This window comes from Nocardioides sp. P4_G4 (assembly GCF_056401085.1).
The window spans coordinates 40,812-61,925 of record NZ_JBFUKA010000011.1 but is presented as its reverse complement, the minus strand read 5'-3'; the positions used below and the strand labels follow the sequence as shown (position 1 = coordinate 61,925).

21 protein-coding genes are annotated in these 21,114 nt (G+C 73.6%); 14 read left to right on the top strand and 7 right to left on the bottom strand.

The genetic code is table 11. The features are described from left to right. Positions 1–12: 12 nt before the first annotated feature. A complete protein-coding gene (locus AC1DQF_RS04455; protein ID WP_477523999.1) occupies positions 13–2,046 on the bottom strand; it encodes a PhoX family protein in 2,034 nt (677 codons plus the stop codon). 159 nt (positions 2,047–2,205) lie between these two features. Here AC1DQF_RS04455 and AC1DQF_RS04450 point away from each other — a divergent pair, with 159 nt between their 5' ends. The 3 genes from AC1DQF_RS04450 (at position 2,206) to AC1DQF_RS04440 (ending at position 5,570) form a co-directional block, all read left to right on the top strand. After that, entirely contained in the window at positions 2,206–2,925 is a 720-nt protein-coding gene (locus tag AC1DQF_RS04450; RefSeq protein WP_477523998.1) for a hypothetical protein, read from the top strand. A 96-nt stretch (positions 2,926–3,021) separates the two neighbouring features. After that, the gene (locus AC1DQF_RS04445; protein WP_477523997.1) at positions 3,022–4,455 is read left to right on the top strand and encodes a PepSY-associated TM helix domain-containing protein; all 1,434 of its coding nucleotides are present in this window, start codon (positions 3,022–3,024) and stop codon (positions 4,453–4,455) included. Positions 4,456–4,472: 17 nt separating this feature from the next. After that, on the top strand, positions 4,473–5,570 hold the full coding sequence (locus tag AC1DQF_RS04440; protein WP_477523996.1) for a threonine aldolase family protein: 1,098 nt from the start codon (positions 4,473–4,475) through the stop codon (positions 5,568–5,570). 75 nt (positions 5,571–5,645) lie between these two features. Here the strand turns inward: AC1DQF_RS04440 and AC1DQF_RS04435 are convergent, their stop codons facing one another. Both AC1DQF_RS04435 and AC1DQF_RS04430 read right to left on the bottom strand, forming a co-directional pair. Continuing rightward, a complete protein-coding gene (locus AC1DQF_RS04435; RefSeq protein WP_056927365.1) occupies positions 5,646–5,921 on the bottom strand; it encodes an HU family DNA-binding protein in 276 nt (91 codons plus the stop codon). A gap of 201 nt (positions 5,922–6,122) precedes the next feature. Continuing rightward, positions 6,123–6,611 carry a DUF6328 family protein gene (locus AC1DQF_RS04430; protein ID WP_477523995.1) on the bottom strand — a complete coding sequence of 163 codons (489 nt, stop codon included), beginning with the start codon at positions 6,609–6,611 and terminating at the stop codon, positions 6,123–6,125. 148 nt (positions 6,612–6,759) lie between these two features. On the opposite strand from AC1DQF_RS04430, the gene AC1DQF_RS04425 reads away from it, so the two are divergent. After that, positions 6,760–7,677: a universal stress protein gene (locus AC1DQF_RS04425; protein WP_477523994.1), complete on the top strand. Its 918-nt coding sequence runs from the start codon at positions 6,760–6,762 to the stop codon at positions 7,675–7,677. A 37-nt stretch (positions 7,678–7,714) separates the two neighbouring features. Beyond that, positions 7,715–8,755, top strand: a complete 1,041-nt coding sequence (ctlX, locus tag AC1DQF_RS04420) for a citrulline utilization hydrolase CtlX (RefSeq protein ID WP_477523993.1) — start codon at positions 7,715–7,717, stop codon at positions 8,753–8,755. Here ctlX and AC1DQF_RS04415 read toward each other — a convergent pair. Beyond that, positions 8,752–9,465 (bottom strand): GntR family transcriptional regulator, encoded by a 714-nt coding sequence (locus tag AC1DQF_RS04415; protein WP_477523992.1) that lies wholly within the window; start codon positions 9,463–9,465, stop codon positions 8,752–8,754. The genes ctlX and AC1DQF_RS04415 overlap by 4 nt on opposite strands. A 112-nt stretch (positions 9,466–9,577) precedes the next feature. Between AC1DQF_RS04415 and AC1DQF_RS04410 the strand changes: the two genes are divergently transcribed. Genes AC1DQF_RS04410 through AC1DQF_RS04390 form a run of 5 tightly spaced genes read left to right on the top strand, consistent with a single transcriptional unit; the run spans position 9,578 to position 13,937 of the window. Beyond that, the gene (locus AC1DQF_RS04410) at positions 9,578–10,837 is read left to right on the top strand and encodes an NRAMP family divalent metal transporter (protein ID WP_477523991.1); all 1,260 of its coding nucleotides are present in this window, start codon (positions 9,578–9,580) and stop codon (positions 10,835–10,837) included. A gap of 5 nt (positions 10,838–10,842) precedes the next feature. Beyond that, entirely contained in the window at positions 10,843–11,616 is a 774-nt protein-coding gene (locus tag AC1DQF_RS04405; protein WP_477524001.1) for a LamB/YcsF family protein, read from the top strand. After that, on the top strand, positions 11,613–12,221 hold the full coding sequence (locus tag AC1DQF_RS04400; protein ID WP_477523990.1) for a 5-oxoprolinase subunit B family protein: 609 nt from the start codon (positions 11,613–11,615) through the stop codon (positions 12,219–12,221). The genes AC1DQF_RS04405 and AC1DQF_RS04400 overlap by 4 nt, the downstream gene beginning before the upstream one ends. Continuing rightward, positions 12,221–13,144: a 5-oxoprolinase subunit C family protein gene (locus tag AC1DQF_RS04395; protein ID WP_477524000.1), complete on the top strand. Its 924-nt coding sequence runs from the start codon at positions 12,221–12,223 to the stop codon at positions 13,142–13,144. The genes AC1DQF_RS04400 and AC1DQF_RS04395 overlap by 1 nt, the downstream gene beginning before the upstream one ends. Next, on the top strand, positions 13,137–13,937 hold the full coding sequence (locus AC1DQF_RS04390) for a putative hydro-lyase (protein ID WP_477523989.1): 801 nt from the start codon (positions 13,137–13,139) through the stop codon (positions 13,935–13,937). The genes AC1DQF_RS04395 and AC1DQF_RS04390 overlap by 8 nt, the downstream gene beginning before the upstream one ends. A gap of 10 nt (positions 13,938–13,947) precedes the next feature. Here AC1DQF_RS04390 and AC1DQF_RS04385 read toward each other — a convergent pair whose 3' ends face one another. Continuing rightward, complete coding sequence (locus AC1DQF_RS04385; RefSeq protein WP_477523988.1) at positions 13,948–15,096, bottom strand: helix-turn-helix transcriptional regulator; 1,149 nt, start codon at positions 15,094–15,096, stop codon at positions 13,948–13,950. A 136-nt stretch (positions 15,097–15,232) separates the two neighbouring features. Between AC1DQF_RS04385 and AC1DQF_RS04380 the strand changes: the two genes are divergently transcribed. Further along, positions 15,233–17,005 carry an FAD-binding protein gene (locus AC1DQF_RS04380; protein WP_477523987.1) on the top strand — a complete coding sequence of 591 codons (1,773 nt, stop codon included), beginning with the start codon at positions 15,233–15,235 and terminating at the stop codon, positions 17,003–17,005. Between the two features lie 34 nt (positions 17,006–17,039). Here AC1DQF_RS04380 and AC1DQF_RS04375 read toward each other — a convergent pair whose 3' ends face one another. After that, positions 17,040–18,089 carry an alcohol dehydrogenase catalytic domain-containing protein gene (locus AC1DQF_RS04375; protein ID WP_477523986.1) on the bottom strand — a complete coding sequence of 350 codons (1,050 nt, stop codon included), beginning with the start codon at positions 18,087–18,089 and terminating at the stop codon, positions 17,040–17,042. 231 nt (positions 18,090–18,320) lie between these two features. On the opposite strand from AC1DQF_RS04375, the gene AC1DQF_RS04370 reads away from it, so the two are divergent. From AC1DQF_RS04370 to AC1DQF_RS04360, 3 genes are all read left to right on the top strand, one after another. Next, a complete protein-coding gene (locus AC1DQF_RS04370; RefSeq protein WP_477523985.1) occupies positions 18,321–18,908 on the top strand; it encodes a hypothetical protein in 588 nt (195 codons plus the stop codon). Between the two features lie 136 nt (positions 18,909–19,044). Further along, the gene (locus tag AC1DQF_RS04365; protein ID WP_477523984.1) at positions 19,045–19,305 is read left to right on the top strand and encodes a hypothetical protein; all 261 of its coding nucleotides are present in this window, start codon (positions 19,045–19,047) and stop codon (positions 19,303–19,305) included. An 11-nt stretch (positions 19,306–19,316) separates the two neighbouring features. Then, positions 19,317–20,138 carry an AMIN-like domain-containing (lipo)protein gene (locus tag AC1DQF_RS04360; RefSeq protein ID WP_477523983.1) on the top strand — a complete coding sequence of 274 codons (822 nt, stop codon included), beginning with the start codon at positions 19,317–19,319 and terminating at the stop codon, positions 20,136–20,138. Between the two features lie 15 nt (positions 20,139–20,153). Here the strand turns inward: AC1DQF_RS04360 and AC1DQF_RS04355 are convergent, their stop codons facing one another. Beyond that, positions 20,154–21,059: a universal stress protein gene (locus tag AC1DQF_RS04355; RefSeq protein ID WP_477523982.1), complete on the bottom strand. Its 906-nt coding sequence runs from the start codon at positions 21,057–21,059 to the stop codon at positions 20,154–20,156. Positions 21,060–21,114: the final 55 nt, after the last annotated feature.

Genomic DNA, 21,114 nt, shown 5'->3' with positions numbered 1-21,114 from the left:
CCCTGGCGCTCCTCAGCGGCGCGTGACCTGCACGACCGTCGGCCGCGGTCCCGCGAACTGACCCCGGCGCGGGGTGCCACCGGCACCCACGAAGTCGGGGAAGTACGACTGCTGGGCCGCCCAGGAGCCGTCCTCGCCCGGGTGCTGGACGGCCACGAAGACCGAGCCGTCCCGGTCGTGGACGACCGGCCCGCAGGTCTCGGCGCCGGTGGGCACCGCGAGGAACTGCTGCACCCGGCCCCGTTCGGGACCGGCGACCGGCACCTTGAAGAGCCCGTCGGACTGCTTGATCGCGCTCGGCTGGCCGTCGGTGGAGATCCACAGGTTGCCGACCGAGTCGAAGGCGACGTTGTCGGGACAGGAGATCGGGGACACCGGGCCGGCCCACCCGCCGAAGTAGGTGCCCGCCGACGCCGCGTCGCCGCAGATGAGCAGCAGGTTCCAGGCGAAGGTCGAGGCCGTGTGGTCGCCGCCGGTGGGCATCATCTCGACGATGTGGCCGTCCTTGTTGGCGCTGCGCGGGTTGGGCTCGGTCGGGCCCTCCTTGCCGACCTTGCCGCGGTCGGTGTTGTTGGTGCACGCGACGTAGATGAAGCCGTTGACGTAGTTGGGCTGCACGTCCTCCGGGCGGTCCATCCTCGTCGGCTGGACCGTGTCGGCTGCGAGGCGCGTGAACACCAGCACCTGCTCGGTGCTCATGCCGGGCACCACCGACTCGCCGTCGACGGTCAGCGGCAGCCACTCGCCGGTGCCGTCGCTCACGCCGTCGGTGAGGCCGTCGCCGGTGAAACGCGCGACCGACAGGTCGCCGTGGGAGAGCAGGCCCTTGTTGTGGGCCCGGTCGCGCCTGGAGCCGCCCGCGCGGTAGGTGTCGCGGGAGACGAAGCGGTAGACGTAGTCGAAGCGCTCGTCGTCGCCCATGTAGGCCACGACCCTCCCGTCGGCGTTGACGATGACGTTCGCGCCCTCGTGCTTGAAGCGGCCCATGGCGGTGTGCTTGACCGGGGTCGAGCGCGGGTCCTCGGGGTCGACCTCGACGACCCAGCCGAAGCGGTGGGGCTCGTTGGGGTTCTGCACCGCGTCCCACCGCGGGTCCACGGCACGCCACTGGCGCGTGTCCTGCGCGCCGAGGCCGTAGCGCTTCTCCGCCGTCGAGGTGCCGGCGGCGTAGAAGTACTGGTTGAAGTTCTCCTCGCCGGAGAGCACGGTGCCCCACGGCGTCGTACCGCCGGAGCAGTTGTTCATGGTGCCGCGCACCCGGGTGCCGGTCGGGTCCTCGGCGGTCTGCAGGAGTGGGGAGCCCGCGGCCGGGCCGTCGACGGCGAAGACGGTGTCGAGGGTGATCCGACGGTTGAGCCGACCGGTGCGGTCGTACGTCCACGGCTCGCCCGCGTGGCGACGGCGCAGCTCGACCACGGACAGGCCGTGGGCGGCCCAAGCGGTGCGGACGACCTCCTCGGCCGGCATCGTCGGCGGGAACATGATGCCCTCGTTGGTGTACTCGTGGTTGGCCACGAGCAGCGCCCGGGTGCCCTTGCGGTCCGTCACGATGATGTCGAGGTAGTCGCAGTTGTAGCCGAACTGCTGGGCCTGCGCCTCGTGGTCCTGGGCGTCCTGGTCGAACTCCGGGGCCCGCGCCGTGATCGGGTCGCCCCAGCGGATGATCGGGTCCCAGCGGTAGCCGCTCGGCACGCTCACGTCGTCGACGGTGGTGGCGACCGGACCGATGGCGTCGAACGCCAGCCCGGTGGGACGGGGGCCCTGCCCGTGCCCGTGGCCGGCGCCCGGGGCGGCGAGGGCGCGCCCGGTCGACTGCGGGGCGAAGGCGACGGTGGCGGCCCCGACGGCCGCGGCGCCCAGCACGGTGCGACGGCGCAGGGCGCTCGCGGCCACGTCGCGGAAGTAGCCGGTCTCGGTGGTGTTGGGCACCTCCTTGAAGCACGCGTCCCCACACCTCAGGTGGCAGGTGACGGCGCTGCGGTTCGCGTGGGTGCGACCGGCCATGGGCAGCAGCCGGGCGTCGGGTCGCTGGGGGGTGAGGGTCATCGGGGCTCCTGGTGGCGAATCGATCCGTGGCGGGACGTGCGGTGGCTGGTCGGTCACTGCGTGAGTAACCGCGGACCCGACCCAACCGCTCCCGTCTGGCCGGACGGTGACGACGACGTGAACAGCGGCCGAGGGGAGGTGGATGGAATGATGGAGCCCATGCCCGCCCGCCCCGACGCCCTGCTCTGGGGGCGTGCGGTGGTGCTGACCGCGGCCACGTTCCTGGTGGGCGCGCTCGGTCACGTGACCGCCGGCGGCCTGCTGCCGGGGCCCACGCTCCTGGTGACGTTGCTGGCCGTCGGCACGGCGCTGGCGGCGACCTTCCTCGCCCGCCCGGCGTCGGCGCGGCTCCTCGTCGCCCTGGTGGTGGGTGGCCAGACGCTCGTCCACGCCGCGCTGAGCCTCACCGCGGGGCACGCCACCACCGCTCACGCGGCCGTCGCCACGGGCCCGACCCCCGCCACGGGCCCGACCCCCGCTACGCCGCCGGCCCCGTCCGGGTCGTTGCCCACCGACGCCGGCGGGCGCATCGGCTCGCTGCAGGACCACTACGAGTCCAGCGTGGGCGCACCGGCCGCCACCGGGCTCTCGGTGCCCGATCCGGCCGCGCTCCTCGACCACCTCCCGATGTTCCTGGCCCACGCCGCGGCCGGCGTGGTGGTCGGGCTGCTGCTGGCCCGGGGCGAGCGCGCAGTGTGGGCCCTGCTCGCCCTGGCGGTGCGCACCGTGCTGACGCCGCTGGTGGTGCTCCTCCCGCTCACGCCCGCCCAGCGGCCCCGCCCTGCCGTGGTGCATCGCCACCCCTCGCACCGCACCCCGCGCGACCGCGTCGCGCGCAGCGTCGTACGCCGTGGTCCGCCGGCCCTCCTCGCCGCCTGACCACTCACCACACCCGCACCACAGCACCGCCTCCTGCGTGCGCGCCCTCCGGGCCCCGCTGTCGAGGCGGCGTACCCACATCCGTCGAGGAGACCCATGACGCTCGCCCCACCCCACCCGTCCACCCGCCGCGCCCGGTCCACGCGGTCCGGCCCGTCCGGCCTGTTCCGCGCCCTGTGGCGCTGGCACTTCTACGCCAGCTTCCTGGTGGTCCCGGTCCTGCTCCTGCTCGCGGTGACCGGCCTGGTCTACCTGTTCCGCTTCCAGCTCGAGCCGCTCCTGCACCCCGACCTGATGAAGGTCTCGGCGCCCAGCGACACCGCCATCACGCAGCCCTACGCCAACCAGCTCGCCGCCGTCGAGCGGGCCCACCCCGACGCGACCGTCGTGTCCATGGCCGAACCGCGCGAGGACGGTCGGAGCACCGTCTTCTCGGTGACCACCGAGGACGGCGCCGCCCGGGACGTCTTCGTCAACCCGTACGGCGCGGAGGTCCTGGGCTCGCTCGACCCCGACCGCACCGTGTCGGGCATCGCGGTCCTGCTGCACGGCGAGCTGATGAGCGGCCGGGTCGGCGACCTCGTCATCGAGCTCGGAGCCTGCTGGGCGATCGTGATGGCGCTGACCGGCTACTACCTGTTCGTGCGCGGCTGGAAGGCCCRCCGACGCCGGACGGCGAAGGGCGCCCCGGGCGCGCGGCTGCGGTCCCGGCACGGCCTGGTCGGCGCGTTCGTCGGCGTGGGGCTGCTCCTCCTGCTCGTGTCCGGCCTGCCGTGGACCGGCCTGTGGGGCGAGAAGGTGCAGCAGCTCGCCACGGCGCAGGGCTCGTCGCTGTGGAGCGAGGACCACGGCGCCCTGTCCGACCCGACCTCGTCGCTCGACGAGTCGCTGCCCCACAGCCACTCGGTCGAGGTGCCGTGGGGGATGGGGGAGTCGCGGGTGCCGCGATCGACGGCGCCCGCCGAGGGCGACGAGGGGCGCAGCGTCGCCAACCTCGACACCGCCGTCCTCGCCGCGTCCGACGCCGGGCTGCGGCACCCGATGACGATCGCCCTGCCCGCGGAGGAGGAGGGCGTCTTCTCCGTGATCGGCTACGCCTTCGACGCCCCGTCCGACGAGCGCACCGTGCACATCGACCGGTACGGCGGCGAGGTCGTCTCGACGTACGGCTTCGACGACTACCCGCTGCTGGCGCGGGTGGTCTCGCAGGGGATCGGCCTGCACGAGGGGCGCTCGTTCGGCGCCTGGTCGATGGTCGGATCGACACTGATGTGCCTCGCGATCATCTTCTCCTGCGTCTCCGGCCCGCTGATGTGGTGGCGCCGCCGCCCGTCGCGGTCGGGCTCGATGGGCGCGCCCCGCGGCCGGCTGCCGCTGCGGACGTCCCCCGTGCTGGTGGTCGGACTGGTCGCCCTCGGGATCCTCCTGCCGCTGTTCGGGCTGTCGGTGCTCGCCGTCCTGGTGCTCGACCAGCTGGTCGTCCGGCGCGTGCCGGCCCTGGCGAACTGGTTCGACACGGTCCAGCACTAGCAGCGAGGGTGGGGCCCATGACCGACGAGACCGACTTCGCCAGCCGCTTCCGCGCCGCCGCCCGCTCCTGCGAGCGGACGGTCTTCTGGCGCAAGACCCGCCCGGCCGACGACCTCGGCCGGTTGGCGATCGCCTGCGAGGAGCTGGGGATCGAGGACTGGGACTCCTACGGCTCCCGCGGGGCGGTGACCGACCTGGAGACGCAGGTCGCCGCGCTCCTGGGCAAGCCGGCCGCACTCTTCGTCCCGAGCGGCACCATGGCACAGCAGGCCGTGCTGCGGATCTGGTGCGACCGGTCGGGGAGCCGTCGCGTGGCGCTGCCCGACCTGTCCCACCTCGTCCACCACGAGGAGGACGGCCCCCGGCGACTGCACGGACTGGAGTGGGAGTTCCTCACCACCGGTCGGCGTACGCCGGTCGCGGCCGACCTCGAGGCGGTTCCCGGCCAGCTCGGGGCGGCGCTCACCGAGCTGCCGCTGCGCGACGCCGGCTGCCTGCTGCCGTCGTGGGACGACCTCGTCGGGCTGTCCACGGCGGCCCGGGAGGGCGGCGTACCGCTCCACCTCGACGGGGCGCGGCTGTGGGAGTCGCAGCCGTTCTACGACCGGCCCCTCGACGAGATCGCGGCGCTGTTCGACAGCATCTACGTGTCGTTCTACAAGGGCCTCGGCGCCCAGGCCGGCGCCTGCGTCGTCGCCGACGAGGACGTGGTCGACGAGCTGCGGTCGTGGCGCAAGCGGATGGGCGGCACGCTCTTCACCATGACGCCGTACGCCGTCGGCGGACTGCTCGGCCTGCGCGACGAGCTGCCGCGGATGGGGGAGTACGCCGACTGGGCGCGGTCGCTGGCCGGCGCCCTGCCGTCGCGGGGACTGCGCGTGCACCCGGCCGTGCCCGGCATGTGCACGTTCGAGGTGTACGCCGACGGCCGGGCCGACGAGGTCAACGACCGCCTGGTCGACTTCATGGAGGCCGAGCACACCCTGCTGTGCGGACCGTTCCGGCAGACCGACGACCCGGGCACGGTCGTTGCCGAGCTGGCCTGCTACGCCGCCGCCACCGAGCACGACCCCGAGACGGTGGCCGACTGGCTGGCCCGCGTGGTCAACGGCTGAGGGCCCCGAAATGGCCGCTGGGACCTGAGTCACGAGGTGACTCAGGTCCCAGCGGGAACAGCGAGGGTGCTGCGATCAGCCGTTGACGGCGGTCTTGAACGCGGCGCCGGCCTTGAACGCGGGGGCCTTGCTGGCCGCGATCTCCATGGTCTCGCCGGTCTGCGGGTTGCGGCCGGTGCGGGCCGAACGCTCGCGCGACTCGAACGTGCCGAAGCCGGGGAGGGTGACCTTCTCGCCCTTGGCCACGGTCGAGGTGATCGAGGTGATCACGGCCTCGAGGGCCTTGTCGGCCTGCGCGTTGGTCAGGTCGGCGTGCTGGGCGATGGCGTCGCGAAGCTCGGTCTTGTTCACGTGTATTGCTCCTTGTTCGATCCTTGGGATTTCACTCCACCCAACAGGATCCGGGGGTTGATCCCCAAACCCGGCTACGTCTGGGCGTCGTGCTCGAAGAGCAACGCTATAGGCACACCCGGGATTGACGTGGCACCCATACCCGCTCAGGCGAGCCCTCTCGTGGTCGCGAGGGGCCCCGAGGCCGCCACGGGTCGCCGGTCAGCCGCGGCTCGCCCGGCCGACCAGGATCGGCAGGACGGCCAGCAGGAGCACGGCCGCGGTGAGCACCGCGGCCCCGGCGACCCAGCCGGCGACCCGGCCGAGGACGACGTCGAACACCATCGAGGTGACGCCGGCGATCAGCAGGGCGACCGCCCCCAGCAGCACCTGGGAGACCGGCTGGGCGGTGGCGACGAGCCACTCCTTGACCCCGTCGCCGAACAGTCGCCGGTGCACCGCGACGGGCACCAGCATCATCAGCGTGGTCAGGCCGGCCAGCGTGAGGACGCAGAGGTACAGCGTCCGCTGGTAGTGGTCCAGCTCGGCGAAGGCGCTCTGGAAGGGGAGGGTGACCAGGAAGCCGGCCAGCAGCTGGACCCCCGTCTGCATGACCCGCAGCTCCTGCAACAGGTCGTCCCAGTTGCGGTCGAGCTGCTCGTCGCGGGTCTCGTGGCGGCCTCGGGTCGTCGGCTCGGAGCCTTCGGTCATCCCGTCAACTTACTCGCGCGGACGACCGTCGCGCCCGCAGGATTCGGTGACGTCCGGCGCGGGTCGCCGGGCCCTTCGGCCCTCCCGCGCTCCGGTCCCCAGCGGCAGCGTGGGGACGAGGACCCACTCACGAAGCTCGGAGACCGCCATGCCCGACCAGAAGGCCAAGCCTGTCCTCGTCGCCGTCGGGCACGACCCGATGGACGCGGCCCTGGCGTACGCCACCGAGGTGGCGGTCCGCGAGGGCTGCGGGCTGCACCTGATCCACGTCCTGCACCACGTCGCCCAGGGCCCCGAGATGGTGCTGGTCGACATCGTGGACCTCGAGCACGCTGCCCGGGGTGTCCTGGGGGCGGCCGTGGAACGGGCCCGCGACCTCCTCCCGGAGGGCCTGCCCGTCACCACCCAGCTGGTCTGGGGCGGACCGGTGCCGGCCATCGTGTCGGCGTCGGAGGAGTGCCGCATGGTGGTCCTCCAGCGTCGCCCGCTCGCGCGGGTCCTGAGGGTGGTGACCCGGTCGACGTCCAGCGGCGTGGCCGCGCACGCGCACGTACCGGTCGTGTCGGTGCCGGCCGCGTGGACGCCCCGCGAGGACGACGTCCCGACGGTCGCCGTCGGGGTGGACATCCCCGAGCGGGCCGAGCACGTGCTCCGGGCGGCCGCCCACGAGGCCCGGGCGCGCGGAGCCACGTTGCGCGTCGTGCACACCTGGGCCTACCCGGGTGCCTACGACGACATCATCGTGTCGCGGATCGAGCACGAACAGTGGACCGAGCGCGCCACCCAGGACATCCACACCGCGCTCGCCGCACTCGGCGACGAGGTCGAGGGCCTCACGGTCGTGATCGAGGCGCGGCACGCGCACGCGGGCGACGCGCTCATCCGGGCGGCCCGCACCTCCGAGGTCCTGGTCATCGGGCGGCACGACCCGCTCGTCCCGGCCGGGTCCCACCTGGGTCCGGTGGCGCGGGCCGTCCTGCGCGAGGCCGCCTGTCCCGTGCTGCTGGCCGACCCCCGGCCCCGACACCACTGGGGCACCACGCGCCAGCACGCCGACGTGGTCTGAGGGCCCGGCGGGCCGTGATGGTCTAGATTGCGCTCCCGTGAGTGCCCAGGCCCCTTCCGCAGTCATCCTGATCCGCGCCGAACGGTTCACCCCCAACCCGGCGACGGCCGCCGACAACGCCTTCCAGGCCGACGCGCCCGTCGGTCAGAGCGACGACGACACGGCGGCGCGGGCGCTGGCGGAGATGGACGCCCTGGCCGAGGCCCTGCGCGGGGCCGGGGTCCGGGTGCACGTCTTCGCCGACGAGGACCACACGCGTCCCGACAGCGTCTTCCCCAACAACTGGCTCTCCACCCACGCGGGCGGCATGGTCGCCGTCTACCCGATGTACGCCTCCAACCGGCGCCACGAGCGTCGCGCCGACGTGCTGGAGATGCTCAAGTCGTCGTACCGCGTGCAGACGATCGTCGACTACTCGGGCCTCGAGCCGGACGGGATCTTCCTCGAGGGCACGGGCGCCATGGTGCTCGACCACGTGTCCCGGGTGGCCTACACGGCGCGCAGCTACCGCGCCGACACCCATGTCCTGGAGCGCTTCTGCACCGACTTCGGCTACGAGCCGATGGCCTTCGACGCGGTCGACTCGACGGGCGTGCCGGTCTACCACACCAACGTCATCGCCTGCATCGGCACCGAGGTCGCCCTGATCGCTCTCGAGATGATCCCCGACCCGGACCGGCGGGCCCAGGTCCGTGAGCGCCTCTCGGTCAACGGGCGGACCGTCGTGGAGCTGACGGAGGACCAGATCCGCGAGTTCGCCGGCAACGCCGTCGAGCTGTGCGGGCGTACGCCGCAGGGCCGGCGCCGCTACATCATGGCCATGTCGGCGCGCGCGTGCGGCAGCCTCCGTCCCGACCAGGTCGCGGCGATCGAGGAGTCCTGCGAGATCGTCGCCGTGGACATCCCGACCATCGAGCTCGCCGGCGGCTCGGTGCGCTGCATGATCGCGGGGGTGCACCTCGACCGTCGGCCGAGCGCCGAGCCGGAGCTCACCGAGGCCGTCGAGGCCATCAACGAGGACGCCGGGACCCTCGACGGCAGCGACCTCATCCTGGCCGACGAGAAGGCCGACGCCTAGCCGTAGGCGGCGACGAGCTGGGCCTCCGCCGCGTCGAGGTAGCCCGCCATCGCGGACTCGGCGCCGGTGAGGTCCCCGGCGGCGAGCAGCTCGAGGATCCTCCGGTTGCCCGGCAGGTAGGCCTCGTGGAAGGCCTGCGGTGCGGCCATGACGTGGAAGACCAGCCGCAGCTCGGCGAGCAGGTGTCCCATCGCCTCGTCCACCCGGGGGCTCTCCGCGAGAGCGGAGACCGCCTGGTGGAAGTGCATGTTGGCCGTGCCCACGGCCACCCACTGCCCGCGGGCGGCGGCGGCCTCGCCCTCCTCGACGGCGTCCCGGGCCGGTTCCAGCAGCCGGGTCCAGCGGTCGGTGCCGAGCTCGTCGGGGGCGTACCGCTCGGCGGCCCGCCGGACGGCGCCGCACTCCAGGATGCGGCGCAGCTGGTAGAGGTCGTGGACGTCCTCCACCGTGAGCTTGCGGACGAAGACGCCGCGATTGAACTCGTGCACCAGCAGGCGCTCGTGCCCGAGCAGCCGGAACGCCTCGCGCAGGGTGTTGCGCGAGACCCCCAGTGCGGCGCCGATGTCCTCCTCGGAGAGGCGGGTGCCCGGGGCGAGGCTGCCCTCGGTGATGCGGGTCCGCAGCACGTCGGCGACCCGGCCGGCGGTGCTGGCGCGGCCCAGCCGGGACCGCTCGGCCTGGAGCTCGTCGAGCCACTCGGTGGTCGTCACGAATCCGACGATAGCGGATCGGACTATTGACGGATTGTTCAACAATCGGCATTCTGGTGTGACGGGGACCACCTCCCGATCGCATCATTCGGGACCGACAGATGGGTGAGCCATGACCGACGACCAGGCCAGCGAGAGCAGGACCGGCCGGACCAGTCCGCAGCAGGAGTCCCCGACGGCGAGCCCCGGCGGCAGTGCCCGCGGAGCCCTGCTGGGCGCGATGTTCCTGATGGCCACGAGCGCCATCGGCCCCGGCTTCATCACCCAGACCACCGTCTTCACCGCCGAGCTCGGTGCCGCGTTCGCCTTTGCGATCCTGGTGTCGATCCTCGTCGACATCGCCGTCCAGCTGAACGTGTGGCGGGTCGTCGGAGTGTCCGGGATGCGTGCTCAGGAGCTGGCCAACACGGTGCTCCCGGGCGCCGGCTACGTGTTGTCCGCCCTCGTGGTGCTCGGCGGCCTGGTGTTCAACATCGGCAACATCGGCGGCACGGCGCTGGGCGCCAACGCCATGCTCGGGATCGACGTCAAGATCGGCGGCGCCGTCTCCGCGGCGATCGCGATCGGGATCTTCCTCAGCAAGCGGGCCGGCATCGCGATGGACCGCATCGTGGTCGTGCTCGGCGTCCTGATGATCGCCATGGTGCTGTACGCCGCCATCGTCTCGGACCCGCCCGTCGGTGACGCCCTGCGCCAGACCGTGCTCCCGGACCAGATCGACTTCCTCATCATCACCACCCTGATCGGCGGCACGGTGGGTGGCTACATCACCTACGCCGGGGCCCACCGGTTGGTCGACTCGGGCATCACCGGTCCCGACCACGTCCGCGACATCACCCGCGGGTCGGTCACCGGCATCATGGTGACCGGCGTGATGCGCGCCCTGCTGTTCCTCGCCGTGCTGGGCGTCGTCGCCGGCGGCGTGACGCTGGCCGCGGGCAACCCGCCCGCCKCCGCCTTCCAGGCAGCACTGGGCGACGTGGGGGTGCGCGTCTTCGGCATCATCCTGTGGGCCGCGAGCATCACCTCGGTGATCGGCGCGTCGTACACCTCGGTGTCGTTCCTCGCCGGCTTCTCCAAGCGTCTGGAGGCCAGGCGCAACCTCATCACCGTCGGATTCATCGTCTTCTCGGCCGTGGTCTACCTCGCGCTCGGCAAGGCGCCCGTCACGCTGCTGGTCCTGGCCGGTGCGCTCAACGGACTGATCCTCCCGGTCGGCTTCGCCGTGATCCTGTGGGTCGCCGCGCGCCGGATGGACCTCCTCAACGGCTACCGGTACCCGAGGTGGCTGCTGGCCATCGGAGCCCTCGTGTGGGTGCTCACCGTCTACCTCGGCTGGAACTCCCTCGAGGGCATCAAGGCACTGCTGTGACGGCCGTGCAGCGGATCGACCTCAACGCCGACCTGGCGGAGGGCTTCGGCGCCTGGACCCTCGGCGACGACGACGCCCTGCTCGAGGTCATCACCAGTGCCAACGTGGCGTGTGGCTTCCACGCGGGCGACCCGACGGTGCTGCGGCGCACCTGCGAGCGAGCCGCGGAGCGTGGCGTGGTGATCGGCGCCCAGGTCGGCTACCGCGACCTGGCGGGCTTCGGCCGGCGCTTCGTCGACATGGATCCCGAGGAGCTGACCAACGACGTGCTGTACCAGATCGGAGCCCTGGAGGCCTTCGCCCGGGTGGCCGGCACCCGGGTCGCCTACGTCAAGCCGCACGGCGCGCTCTACAACGCGATCGTGCACCACCAGGCGCAGGCCGAGGCCGTCGTCGAGGCCGTCATGCGCTACGACCCGACGCTGCCGGTGCTCGGGCTGCCCGGCTCGGTGTGGCTGGCGGCGGCCGAGGGTGCCGGGCTCACGCCGGTGCCCGAGGCCTTCGCCGACCGCGCCTACACGCCGCAGGGCACCCTGGTCCCGCGGCGCGAGCCCGACGCCGTGCTCCACGACGCCGACGAGGTGGCCGAGCGCACCGTCCGGATGGTCACCCGGCAGGAGGTGGTGGCCGCCGACGGCTCGGTCGTCTCGGTGAGTGCCGCGTCGGTGTGCGTGCACGGGGACAGCCCGGGGGCGGTGGCCATGGCGACCGCCGTACGACGCGGGCTCGAGGAGGCGGGCGTCCGGCTGGCCCCGTTCGCCGGGGGTGACGCCGCATGAGGCTGCTCCCGTGCGGCGACTCCGGGCTGCTCGTCGAGCTGGCCGACCTCGACGCCGTGCTCGCGCTCTACGCCGAGCTGGTCGACGACCCGCCCGAGGGCGTCGTCGACCTGGTGCCGGCCGCCCGGACCCTGATGCTGCGCATCGACCCTGCGCACTCGGACCCGACGCGCGTCGGCCAGGCGGTCCGGGCCGCCGAGCCGCGGCCGGGCAACCGCCCCGACGCCGGCCGCCTGGAGGTGCCCGTCTCCTACGACGGCGAGGACCTCGCCGAGGTCGGTCGGCTGACCGGGCTGGGGGAGCGGGGCGTCGTCGAGGCGCACACGGCCCAGGAGTGGACGGTCGCGTTCTGCGGCTTCTCGCCCGGCTTCGGCTACCTCGTCGGCACCGACGACCGGTTGACCGTGCCGCGGCGCAGCGCCCCCCGCACCCGCGTCCCGGCCCGCGCCGTGGCGCTGGCCGGCGAGTTCAGCGGGGTCTACCCCCGGGAGTCGCCCGGCGGCTGGCAGCTCATCGGGCACACCACCCTCCAGCCCTGGGACCTCGACCGCGACCCGCCGGCCCTGCTGGTGCCCGGTGTCCGCGTCAGGTTCGTGGAGGCGTGATGCCGCTCGGGAGCAGGACCGGGCACGCGACGTCGACCTGGCTCGAGGTCGTCGCTCCCGGAGTGCTGACCACCGTGCAGGACCTGGGCCGCCCGGGCCTGGGCGCGCTGGGCGTCGGCCACTCCGGTGCCGCGGACGTCCCGGCCCTGTGCCTGGCCAACCGGATGCTCGGCAACCCCGAGTCCGCGGCCGCGCTGGAGGCGACCTTCGGGGGCCTGGAGCTCATCGCCCACGGGAACGTGACCGTCACCCTGACCGGAGCCCCCTGCCCGGTCACGGTCGACGGTCGCCACGAGGGCGCCCACGGCGTCGTCTGGGTGCCCGACGGCGCGACGCTGCGCCTGGGCACGCCCCCGGCCGGACTGCGCAGCTACCTCGGCGTGCGGGGCGGGGTCGCCGTGCCGCCCCAGCTGGGCTCCCGGTCCGCGGACACACTCGCCGCGCTCGGCCCGGCGCCGCTGGCCGTGGGCGACCGGCTGCCGGTGGGCGCCGCCGTGGCGCCGCTGCCCGGCGTCGACCTGGCACCGGTGGCCGCGCCCGAGGCGGGCGACGTGACCCTGCGCGTCGTCGACGGACCGCGCGCCGACTGGTTCACCGCGACCGCCCGGGACGCCCTCGTGTCCGGTCCCTACGAGGTCACCGCGGACAGCAACCGCATCGGGATGCGGCTGTCCGGGCCGGAGCTCGAGCGCACGCAGGAGCGCGAGCTGCCCACCGAGGGCATGGTCTGCGGCGCGCTCCAGGTGCCGCCCTCCGGGCAGCCGACCCTCTTCCTGGCCGACCATCCCGTCACCGGCGGCTATCCCGTCATCGCGGTGGTCGTGCCCAGGGACCTCTCACGCGCGGCCCAGGTCCGCCCCGGCCAGCGCATCACCTTCACCCGAGTGCCGACCACCCCGCTGACAGGAGCACACGATGACTGAGACCACCCTGCCCGACCGTCCCGCCGCCCTGACGCCCGCCGAGGCCCGCGAGGTGTTCCGGTCGGGGCTGAAGGTCCCGACCTCGGGCTGGTGCACCGGCTGGACGCAGGCCAACGTGCTGGCGGTGCCCCGGGCACTCGCGTACGACGTCCTGCTCTTCGCCCAGCGCAACCCGGCGGCCTGTCCCGTCCTCGACGTCACCGAGCCGGGCGAGGTCGGCAGCCCCCGGTTCGCGGGTGACCTGCGCACCGACCTGCCGTCGTACCGCATCTACGAGCACGGTGAGATGGTCGGCGAGGTCGACGACGTGAGCGACCGGTGGCGCGACGACATGGTCGCCTTCCTCATCGGCTGCAGCTTCACCTTCGAGGGGGCGCTGCTCGACGCAGGCGTGCCCGTGCGCCACATCGAGCAGGGCAGCAACGTGCCGATGTACCGCACCGACGTCGCGTGTCGTCCCGCCGGCGTCCTGTCGGGCCCGCTCGTGGTGTCGATGCGCCCGATGCCGGCCTCGCAGGTGGCCACCGCCGTCCGCGTGACCTCCCGCTATCCCGCGGTCCACGGGGCGCCGGTGCACATCGGCTCGCCCGCCGAGCTCGGCATCGCCGACCTCGACGCCCCCGACTTCGGGGACCCCGTCGAGGTGCGTCCGGGCGAGGTGCCCGTCTTCTGGGCCTGCGGGGTCACCCCGCAGGCGGCCGTCATGCAGTCCCGCCCGGAGCTGGCCATCGGTCACGCGCCGGGCCACATGGCCATCACCGACATCCGCGAGAGCGAGCACCTCGTGCCGTGAGGTCGCAGCGTCAGCGCGCCCCGGCCTCGGTGCCGAACCAGCCGGACGGGCCGAGCTCGGAGCCCATCCGCGGGACGTACTGGTCGAAGTAGACCCGCGAGATCAGCTCGCGCCGGCTGCGGACGTCGGCCTTCTCGAAGACCGATTTCAGGTGGTCCTGGACGGTGTACGCCGAGACGTGCAGCGTCGCGCCGATCTGCTTGGTGTCGACGCCCTGCAGGACGAGCTGGGTCACGTCGCGCTCGCGCTGGGTCAGGCCGAACGCCGCGACGACCAGCGCGACGATCTCCGGCGGGCGGGCCTCCTCGATCGTCACCACCACGTCGCCCTCGCGGTCCGCGAAGGTCGTGAGCGGGGACGCGTGCAGCACCAGCCACATCCCGCTGGACCCGCGGACGCGGCTGCGAGGTGGCACGCTCGTCTCGCCCCGGGCGAAGCGGCGCGCCGCGCCCACCAGGGCACCGATGGCCGCCATCGGGTCACCGGCCGCCTCGCCCTTGAGCAGGTCGGCCACCCGCTCCTCGGCACCCATGCTCATCTGCACGACCTGGTTGTCGGAGCCGACGATGAGCACCGCGGGCCCGACGGGTCCGTCCGCGACGCCCGGCGCCGTGGCGATGCGCGCCAGCATGCCGGTCCGGACCCCCTGGGCGAACAGGCCCGAGAGCGAGGCCAGGAAGTCCACGTCGGCCTCGTCGAACGCCACGTCGTCGGAGCCCCGGAAGAGCGCCATCGCGCCCCAGGGCTGGGTGCCGTCCCGGAAGATCATCCGCGCCTCGTCGTGGAAGCCGAAGCGCGGCCGCATGAAGTGGCTCATCCGCCCGGACCGCTCGATGTCCCCACCCGTGGCGAGGTGGACACCGGCCGCCGGCACGACCGCCGCGGTCAGCTCCGAGAACGCGGTCGCCTCGACGGTGCCGTACTCGATCAGGCCGAACTCGTGGTCGTGCTCGTTGACGTCCCGCAGGTCGCCGTACTTGCGGGCGCTGGTGAGCAGGTGCGTGCTGGGGTCGTGGGTGGCCAGGCAGGCACTCGCCCACGGGACCGCACGGGCGACCGAGTCGACGGCCTCCTCGAAGAAGGTGTCCAGGTCGAGGCCGGCGCGGGCCACGACCTCGACGTCGCGGCGCACCCGCTCGACGGTCAGTGCGGTGGCCATCTCCCGAGTGTCCGCGCAGACCCCTGATCGGCACATCCCACATTTCTGGGTGGACCAGACCACCACTGCCGGACGGGCCGATCTCCCCGCCCGTCCGGGATGGTCGCGACCCCGTCACCGACCGCACGGTAGGGCCATGGACCTCCTCACCGGCACCCGAGCGGCGCCACTCGACGACGAGGGCCGGCTCCTGCACGGGGAGGACGTCGCGGCCCAGCTCGCGCTCGCTGTGGAGCGGCTCGAGGCCGCCCTGCGTGCCGACGGCCGCAGCCCGGCCGAGCTCTGCGACCTCCGCGTGCTGACCACGGACCGTGACGCACTCACCGGCGTGCTCGACGTGCTCCTCGAACGGCTCGCGTCCCTGGGCGTCACGCCGCGGGTCGCGGTCGACGAGGTCGAGCAGCTCGACCTCCCCGGGATGCTCGTCGCCCTCGAGCCAGCCCTCGAGCCAGCCCTCGAGCCAGCCCTCGCACCAGCCCTGGAACCGATCACCMCACCCACACGAGAAGGAAGCACCATGACCACCAGCACCACCACCGTGAGCATCGCCCCGAGCACGGCCGCCGCCCTGCGCGGCCTCTGCGAGGGCCGCGTCCACCTGCCGGGAGACGCGGCGTACGACGTCCACCGCGTCCCGTGGAACCTCGCCGTCGAGCTGCGCCCGGCCGCCGTGGCGATCCCGCACAGCGTCGCCGAGGTCCAGGACGTCGTGCGTGCAGCGGCCGCGGCCGGCCTGCGCGTCGCCCCGCAGAGCACCGGACACGGGGCCGGTGCCCTCGGGGAGAAGGACCTCGGCGACGTCGTCCTCCTGCGCCTCTCCGAGCTCACCGGCGTCACCGTCGACGCCGAGGCGCGCACCGCCCGGGTGGTGGGCGGCACCCAGTGGCAGGACGTGGTCGCGGCCACTGCACCCCACGGCCTGACCGCGCCGCACGGCAGTGCCCCCGACATCGCCGTGGCGGGATACGCGCTCAACGGCGGCCTGTCGTTCTACGGCCGCCGGCACGGGCTCGCGGTCAACTCCATCCGGGCCGTCGACGTCGTCCTGCCCGACGGCTCGTGCGTGCACGCCGACGCCGGGCTCAACGCCGAGCTGTTCTGGGCGGTCCGCGGGGGCGGGGCCAACCTCGGGGTCGTGGTCGCGATCGAGCTCGACCTCCTGCCGTACGCCGACGTGTTCGCCGGCATGCTCCTGTGGGACCGGGAGCAGGCGGCGGCGGTCGTCCCCGCCTGGGTCCGGTGGAGCCGGGAGGTCCCGGAGTCGGTCACCACCTCGCTGCGGGTGATGAGCTTCCCGCCCCTTCCCGAGCTGCCGCCGTTCCTCAGCGGTCGCGACCTGGTCGTCATCGACGGCGCGGTCCTCGAGGACGACGCCCGGGCGGCGGAGCTGCTGGCGCCCCTGCGGGTGCTGGCGCCCGAGATGGACACCTTCGGCCGGATGCCGGTCACCGGGCTGCTCGGCGTCCACATGGACCCGCCGGCCCCGGTCCCCGCGGTGTCCGACCACAGCGTACTCGGCGAGCTGGACGAGGCCGCGGTCGAGGCGTTCCTGGCGGCCGTCGGCCCCGGCACCACCACGGGGCTGCTGTTCGCCGAGCTGCGCCAGCTCGGCGGGGCGCTCGGTCGACCGGCCCCGGGAGGCGGAGCCCTCTCGCACCTGACGGGCTCCTACGCGATGTACTGCGTCGCGATCGCCCCGTTCCCGGCGGCGGCGGCGGCCGGGGCGGCGGCAGCGGCCGGCGTCGTACGGGCGCTCGCCCCGTGGTCCCTGCCCAGCAGGATCGCCACCTTCACCGAGGCCGACGAGGACACGAGCAGCATGTTCGACGGCGAGGCGTGGGCGCGGCTCGCGCGGTTCCGCGACGCCCACGACCCGCAGCGGGTCCTCCTGGCGCACCACGCGGTCTGAGGGACACGCGGCGCCATGGCCTGACCCCGGGGGATCAGGCCATGGCATCGGGGTTGAAGAGGGCGACCTTGAGGGCGCCGGTCTCGCCGGCCTGGGAGAACACGTCGTAGGCGTCCTGCATCTCGTCGATCCCGTAGCGATGGGTGCACAGCGCCCCGACGTCCAGCCGGCCCTCGCTGAGCAGGCGCAGGAGCAGCGGCGTCGTCCGCGTGTCGACCAGGCCGGTCGTGATGGTGACGTCCTTGATCCACAGGGTCTCGAGGTGGAGGGTCGCGGGCTCGCCGTGGACCCCGACGTTGGCGACGTGGCCACCCGGGCGCACGAGCTCGGTGCACAGCTCGAAGCTCGTCGGCACGCCCACCGCCTCGATCGCCACGTCCGCGCCGGCGCCCCCGGTGAGCGAGGACACCATCGCGAGGGCCCCCTCGGGGCCGACCACGTCGTCGGCACCGGCGGCCAGCGCGCTCCGGCGTCGCGCCTCGGCGGGATCGACCAGGATGATCCGCGAGGGGCTGAAGAGCCGGCCCGTGATGAGGGCGGCCAGCCCGATGGGACCGGCACCCACGACGACCACGGTGTCGCCGGGGGAGACGTGCGCGGCCAGCACCCCGACCTCGTACGACGTGGGCAGGATGTCGGCGAGCATGAGCGCGTCCTCGTTGCTGACGTTGTCGGGCAGCACGTGGAGCGAGTGGTCGGCGAAGGGCACCCGGACCTGCTCGGCCTGGGTGCCGTCGACGGTGTGGCCCAGGACCCAGCCCCCGCCGCCCAGGCACTGCCCGTAGCGGCCCTCCTTGCAGTAGCGGCAGCGACCGCACGAGGAGATGCAGGAGACGAGGACACGATCACCCGCGCGGACGTCGCGCACGTGGTCGCCCACCTCGAGGACGGTCCCGACGGCCTCGTGCCCCAGGATGCGGCCCACCTCGACCTCGGGGACGTCCCCCTTGAGGATGTGGAGGTCGGTGCCGCAGATCGTGACGGCGTCGACGCGCACGATCGCGTCGTCGGGGTCCTTGATCGCAGGATCCGGCACGTCGACCCAGGATCGGTGGTCGACGCCGCCGTAGACGAGTGCCTTCATGACGGTCCTGTCCTCTCGACGGGTGCTCGTCCTCCATCCTGCGACCGGCACCGGGGCGACGCCGGAGGCGTGGTGCCCCGCAGGCAGGGACCTTGGTCCCCAGGGCCAGGTCGAGCCCAACGTCCGGACGGGACGGGCCTTCGGGCCCTGCCCGGAGGGGTGAGGCGTGTCGGACGCTGGAGACGGAGGCGTCGAGCACAGATCGGGGCCGGGTCGAGGACAGGGGCTGCCATGAGGGCCTACCGAATCGGGTGGCACATCGTCAACGGTGCCGTCTGCCTTCTGGCACTGGTCGGAACGGCGCTGGCGGTGCAACCCGTCCTCTTCCTCGCCATCGGTGCCACCCTCGCCATGCTGGGGGCCCTGCTGGGCGTGGCGTTCAAGGAGGAGCTGAAGGACGTCCCGCACCCGGTCCTGACGGGCGCTGCGCTGGCTACCACCCCGGCCCTGCTACCGGGACTCACCGAGGTGYTGGGCGGAGCGACCATGGCCGTGGCGGGGGTGCTCGTGCTGTCGTCGCCCTGGGTGGTGGCGTGGGCCGACCGCCGGCTGCGGCCGTGGTTGTTGCCCGCCCGCATCGTCCAGGCGGGCATGGCCGAGCCGGACGAGGCGCTGCGCCGGCAGTGGGCGGAGTCCACCCGACAGCTGGCGAAGGCCACCTCGCTCGCGGACCGGATGGTCGTCGTGCACGCCCGTCAGCAGATCCTCGACGACGTCGCGGCCCGCAACGGGGGGCGGCTGCCGGCCTTCGTGTGGACGATGCCCGAGGCCCGCGGTGGACTGGACCACCCGTTCGGCGAGCCGCACCGGCCGCGGTGACGCGAGCGATTCCGGGACCTTCGGCCCTACCCGTGACGTCGGGGTGCACCGACGGTGGGACCACGACGACCGGTGTACGCCGGTCGGCGCCGCGGGCGGACGACGCGCCCGAGGGCTCCCGGGGAAGGGGTGGATCGTGGCGACAGCGATCGAGGTCAGGCAGGCCCACCAGGACATGCTCGAGACGGCAGCGCGCCTGGTCGACGAGATCGGGCACCTGCCGCCCGGCGGAGTGCTCCGCTCCTACTGGCGGGCGGTGAGGCTCATGCGGCTCGCCGGCTGTCCCGTGCCCGCCCTCGCGGGGGAGGCAGAGATGCTCGCGCGGGACCTGCTGGGCGCCCGGGGCGTGCGCGTGCCGCAGCCGCGGAGCTCCATGCCGATCGCTCGCGCCAGCTGAGCCGCACGGTCGTGCTGGCCCTGCCGCCGGTCCCCCCGGTCACACCCACCGTGGTGGACATCCGGGCGTCCCACCATCCCGGTGTCGACCGGATCGTGATCGAGCTCGCCGGCGGGCTGCCCGCCACCCGCCGGGTGCGCTACGTCGACCGGCTGGTCGCCGACGGCTCCGGGTTGCCGGTCCGCATCGCCGGACGTGCGGTGCTGCGCGTGGTGCTCGGCCCGGCCCAGGCCCACGACGCGCAGGGTCACTCCACGGTCCCGCGGCGCACGGCGTACTCCTTGCCCAACGTGATGACCACCGTCCGGGCGGGCGACTTCGAGGGGGTGACGACGTACGGGATCGGGCTGGCCAAGCGCACGCCCTTCGAGGTCTCGACGCTCCAGGACCCGAGCCGTGTGGTCATCGACGTGCGCGCGGGCTTCCGCACGGAGCAGCGACCGGTCTTCTTCCTCGACCGGGACCGCTTCGTCGACGGGGTCGAGCCGTTCTTCGTCCGGCGGATGCGACCGGTCCGGCCCGGGACCCCGGCGACCGGCCTCATGGACCGGCTCTTCGCCGGGCCGCTCCCGGCGGAGCAGCGGGCCGGCCTGCGCCTGCTGAGGTCGCGGGCGACCGGGTTCGCCGACCTGGCCGTGGCGGGCGGGGTGGCCCGCGTCCGGCTGACCGGCGGCTGCAGCAGCGGTGGGTCGACGGTCACGGTGGCGGGCTCGATCATGCCGACACTGCGCCGCCTCCCGACCGTGGACTGGGTGAAGGTGCTCGATCCCTCGGGCCACACCGAGGCCCCGACGGGCCCCACGGACTCGATCCCCGCCTGCCTCGAGCCCTGAGGCCGCGCGACCGGATCAGTCCCTGAGCGCCAGCGGCACCAGGGCCACCGCGCAGGACGCGTGCTCCAGCACCGAGCAGGCCACGGACCCGTAGACCATCTCGTGCGCCGCGCTGCCGTGGTGGGTGCCGAGGACCACCATCTCCTTGTCGGCGGCCGCGTCGAGGACGGCCAGGTCGGCCAGGCCGGTGGCCAGGGTGCGGTGCACCTCGACGTCGGGGTACTTCTCGGCCATGCCGGCCAGGGTCTCGGCGAGGATGAGCAGCTCGTCCTCGTCGGCGTGGATGCCCTCCTCCTCGCCGTGGGCGTGGACGGCCGCGTGCCGGACGTCCCAGTAGGCGTGCAGGACGGTCAGCGGGAGCTGTCGCATCGAGGCCTGCTGGTAGGCGAACTCGAGGGCCGGCGCGCAGCGGGCCGAGCCGTCGACGGCGGCCAGGATGCCACTGCGCTCCGCGCCGTCGGTGGGTCGCATCACCACGACAGGGCAGGCGGCGTGGTGGGCGACCCCGACCGCCACCGAGCCGAGCAGCAGGCTGCCCACCGGGCCGCGGCCGCGGGAGCCCATGACCACGAGCGAGGCCCGGGACGCCGCGTCGACCAGCACCTGGCGCGGGTCGCCGAAGCCGAGCACCTCGTGCACGTCGAGCTCCGGGGCGCGTCCGGTCACGTCGGTACGCGACTCCGCGAGCAGCTCGTGGGCCTGGGACTCCAATGCCTCGAGCCCGACGCCGGTGCCCATGCTGGGTGACAGCCCGACCGGCGCCAGCCAGACGGTGCTCATCGGTGAGAGGGCGTGCACCAGGGTGAGCGAGCGGTGCGTCAGCAGCGCCTGCTCGACGGCGAAGTCCACGGCGTGGTCGGAGGACGGGGAGCCGTCGACGGCCGCGACGATCGTGCCCAGGGGTGCGCGGACGGTGTTCATGGTGCTCTCCTCGTGCCCTCGCCAGCGGACCTCGCTGCCGGTACCTCCAGACTCC

What these genes read in the sequence shown, in the direction of transcription:
- AC1DQF_RS04385 (WP_477523988.1), bottom strand. Translation starts at nt 15,096, where the DNA reads ATGGCCACCGCACTGACCGTCGAGCGGGTGCGCCGCGACGTCGAGGTC.
- AC1DQF_RS04440 (WP_477523996.1), top strand. Translation starts at nt 4,473, where the DNA reads ATGACCGACGAGACCGACTTCGCCAGCCGCTTCCGCGCCGCCGCCCGC.
- AC1DQF_RS04455 (WP_477523999.1), bottom strand. Translation starts at nt 2,046, where the DNA reads ATGACCCTCACCCCCCAGCGACCCGACGCCCGGCTGCTGCCCATGGCC.
- AC1DQF_RS04395 (WP_477524000.1), top strand. Translation starts at nt 12,221, where the DNA reads ATGCCGCTCGGGAGCAGGACCGGGCACGCGACGTCGACCTGGCTCGAG.
- AC1DQF_RS04355 (WP_477523982.1), bottom strand. Translation starts at nt 21,059, where the DNA reads ATGAACACCGTCCGCGCACCCCTGGGCACGATCGTCGCGGCCGTCGAC.
- AC1DQF_RS04450 (WP_477523998.1), top strand. Translation starts at nt 2,206, where the DNA reads ATGCCCGCCCGCCCCGACGCCCTGCTCTGGGGGCGTGCGGTGGTGCTG.
- AC1DQF_RS04375 (WP_477523986.1), bottom strand. Translation starts at nt 18,089, where the DNA reads ATGAAGGCACTCGTCTACGGCGGCGTCGACCACCGATCCTGGGTCGAC.
- AC1DQF_RS04400 (WP_477523990.1), top strand. Translation starts at nt 11,613, where the DNA reads ATGAGGCTGCTCCCGTGCGGCGACTCCGGGCTGCTCGTCGAGCTGGCC.
- AC1DQF_RS04430 (WP_477523995.1), bottom strand. Translation starts at nt 6,611, where the DNA reads ATGACCGAAGGCTCCGAGCCGACGACCCGAGGCCGCCACGAGACCCGC.
- AC1DQF_RS04425 (WP_477523994.1), top strand. Translation starts at nt 6,760, where the DNA reads ATGCCCGACCAGAAGGCCAAGCCTGTCCTCGTCGCCGTCGGGCACGAC.
- AC1DQF_RS04390 (WP_477523989.1), top strand. Translation starts at nt 13,137, where the DNA reads ATGACTGAGACCACCCTGCCCGACCGTCCCGCCGCCCTGACGCCCGCC.